Below are 2,933 nucleotides of genomic sequence, written 5' to 3'. Positions count from 1 at the left end.
GGACTGAGGAGCAGTCCAACAAGCGCGAGTCCACCACCAACTATGAAGTGGACAAGACGGTGAAAGTGGTCCGTGGCAGTACAGGCGCAGTCAAGCGGCTGAGTGCTGCGGTCGTGGTCAACTACCAGTCGGCCGAGGACAAGGGCAAGACCGTGACCAAGGCGCTGACGCCCGAGCAGATCGAGCAGATGACGGCGCTGGTGCGTGAAACCATTGGCTTCAACCGCGAACGCGGTGATTCGGTGAATCTGATGAATACGCCGTTCCAGGTGACTGCAGTGCCCACCACAGACACCCCGCTGTGGAAGCAGCCTGAGGTGGTTGATCTGGCCAAGACCTTTGCCTGGCCGGTAGGTGCGGTTCTTTTTGCTGCCCTGGTGCTGATGGGGCTGGTGCGTCCTGCGCTCAAGGGCACAGCGCCGGCCAAGGCCAGTGCCGCCAAGCCGGTGGCAGGTGGGCAACTGGACGCGCTGGAGGCGGAGACACCCGAGCGCCCGGCATTGGCAGCGCCCGCCCGCAAGGACGAAGTGTTGCCCGCGACCCCCGAGCAGCTGCGCCTGGAAGATGCGCGCACGCTGGCCAAGGAGAATCCGGTCGCGGTCGCCAATATTCTCAAGACCTGGCTGAACGGCGAGCCCGTTTAGTCGCCTCTACCGCTACCGATTGCACGGACCACGACCATGGACGACCAAGGACTCCACGATGCCGCCATCATGCTGATGTCCCTCGGCGAGGAAGAGGCGGCTGAGGTGTTCAAGCATTTCTCGCCCAAAGAGGTGCAGAAGCTGGGCGAGACCATCGCGCGCATGCGCTCGGTGTCGCGCGAAAAGGTGGACGAGGTCATCAACAAATTCTCCAACGCGGCCGCAGCGCAAAGCCTGTTGGTATCCGACACCGGCAATTACGTGCGCGCTGTGCTCAAGCGCGCGCTCGGCGATGACAAGGCGGGACTGCTGATCGACCGTATCTTGCAGGGCGGAGATGTCTCGGGCATTGAGAGTCTCAAGTGGATGGATCCGTTGTCAGTGGCTGAACTGCTGCGTAACGAGCACCCGCAGATCGTTGCTGCCATCCTGGTACATCTGGACAGCGACCAGGCCTCGGGCATCCTGATGCACCTGACGGATCGCCAGCGTAGCGAAATTCTGTTGCGTGTGGCCACGCTCGAAGGTATCCAGCCGACAGCCCTCAAGGACCTGAACGAAGTGCTTTTCAAGGTGCTGGCGGGCGGGGACAAGATCCGCAAGAGTTCGCTGGGCGGTGTCAAGGCTGCCGCAGAAATCATCAACTTGCTGGGCGGCAACATGGACGCCGTGGTGCTCGAATCCATCCGGGGCTACGACCCTGACCTGGCGCAGAAGATCATGGACAAGATGTTCGTGTTCGAGGATGTTCTCAAGCTGGACGACAAGGCCATTCAAACGGTACTCAAGGAAGTGGCATCCGAAACTCTCATCGTGGCTCTCAAGGGCGCAGTGCCCGAACTGCGCGAAAAATTCCTCTCCAACATGTCTTCGCGTGCAGCCGACGCGCTGCGCGAAGACCTCGAATCGCGCGGCCCGATGCGGCTGTCCGAGGTCGAGGCGCAGCAGAAGGAAATCCTCAAGACGGTGCGTCGCCTGTCTGACGAAGGCCAGATCGTGATCGGAGGCGGTGGTGATGATGCCTTCGTCTAACCAGCGGTCCTATTCGCGGTTCATTCCCAGCGAGGAAGTCGGCGACTTCAAGCAGTGGAAGTTTGCCGCGGTAGACGGCTCCGATCTGGTCGAGCCAGAGCCCGAGCCGGAACCTGTGGCGGAGCTGCCCGCCGAGCTGGATGAAGCGGCACAGCAGGCGCTTGTCCAGCAGGCTTGCGACGATGCGTATGCAGAGGGCTTTGCCCAAGGGCAGGCGCAGACGGCGCTCGAGTGGCAGCGCCGCATGGATGAATACATTGCCCAGCAGGGACAAGAGGCGGCACAGCGCATGCAAAGCGTGCTGCAGACACTGGAAGCCAGCCTGATCGACATGCAGCAGCACATGGCGCAGCAGGTGCTGGAGCTGGCGTGTGACATCGCGCGCCAGGTGGTGCGCCAGGAACTGTCGGTCAATCCCAATGCCTTGTTGCCGGTGGTGCGGGAGGCCGTGGGCATGCTGGTCACTGAAGGGCGGCCTGCCACCGTCCGGCTCAATCCGGAGGATATGGAGGCCATGGCCCAGCCTCTGCGCGAAGAGATCAATGCGCCTGGCGTGCAGTGGATGGCGGATGGCGCGGTGCCTGCTGGCGGCTGCATGGTGGAGTCGGCGGGCACGGTCGTTGATGGCAGCATCGACAAACGGTGGCAGCGTGCCATTGCGTCGCTGGGGCTGCAGTCACCCTGGGATGACGAGACGCGTGGGGATGGCGATGACCGTCGACCTTGACTCTGCCTGGACCCGCTTCATGGACGACGCGCGCGAGCGCGTGGCCGAAGGGGCGCCGTTGGAGACGCGGGGTACGCTGACCCGACTGACGGGACTGGTGCTGGAGGCGGTGGGGATCCGCGTGCCTGTGGGGTCGCAGTGCATGGTGCAAATGCCGGGGCACGCGCCGGTATTGGCTGAGGTCGTGGGGTTTTCTGCCGACCGTGCGTTTTTAATGCCGGCGGGCGATATCCATGGGCTGTCCAGTGGCGCGAGTGTGGTGCCGGCTGCGCCATATATCCCCATGCCTCGCTTGGGCGAGCCTCCCCGGCCGGTACAACGCGCCGGGGTGCTTCGTTTGCCCATGGGCGACGGCTTGTTGGGCCGTGTGGTGGATGCGCAAGGCCTGCCCCTCGACCATGGTGGACCRGTGCAGGATGTCGTGTCGGAGCCCATGGGGCGGCGGCAGATCAATGCCATGGATCGGGATCCGGTGCGTGAGCCCTTGGATACTGGCGTGCGCGCCATCAATGCCTTGCTGACCGTAGGGC

At 63.4% G+C, this 2,933-nt stretch carries 3 protein-coding genes and 1 pseudogene; all 4 read left to right on the top strand.

What is annotated here, in order from left to right:
• Nucleotides 1–644, top strand: a 644-nt coding sequence (locus AC04MI_RS24465; RefSeq protein ID WP_476498954.1) for a flagellar M-ring protein FliF C-terminal domain-containing protein, incomplete at its 5' end; no start/stop codon positions are given.
• Nucleotides 645–680: 36 nt separating this feature from the next.
• Nucleotides 681–1,676 (top strand): flagellar motor switch protein FliG, encoded by a 996-nt coding sequence (fliG, locus tag AC04MI_RS24460; RefSeq protein WP_056065732.1) that lies wholly within the window; start codon nucleotides 681–683, stop codon nucleotides 1,674–1,676.
• Nucleotides 1,663–2,403, top strand: coding sequence for a FliH/SctL family protein (locus AC04MI_RS24455; RefSeq protein ID WP_476498955.1), 741 nt, complete (start codon nucleotides 1,663–1,665; stop codon nucleotides 2,401–2,403). Before fliG ends, AC04MI_RS24455 begins: the two co-directional genes overlap by 14 nt.
• A pseudogene (locus tag AC04MI_RS24450) lies at nucleotides 2,387–2,933 on the top strand (flagellum-specific ATP synthase FliI); the annotation flags it as partial. The gene AC04MI_RS24455 and the pseudogene AC04MI_RS24450, both read left to right, overlap by 17 nt.

The sequence above is a fragment of the Acidovorax sp. LjRoot204 genome, from assembly GCF_056175785.1.
This window is presented reverse-complemented; position numbering and strand designations above follow the sequence as displayed.

Coding starts and splice junctions, on each gene's coding strand:
- fliG (WP_056065732.1), top strand. CDS start 681: ATGGACGACCAAGGACTCCACGATGCCGCCATCATGCTGATGTCCCTC.
- AC04MI_RS24455 (WP_476498955.1), top strand. CDS start 1,663: ATGCCTTCGTCTAACCAGCGGTCCTATTCGCGGTTCATTCCCAGCGAG.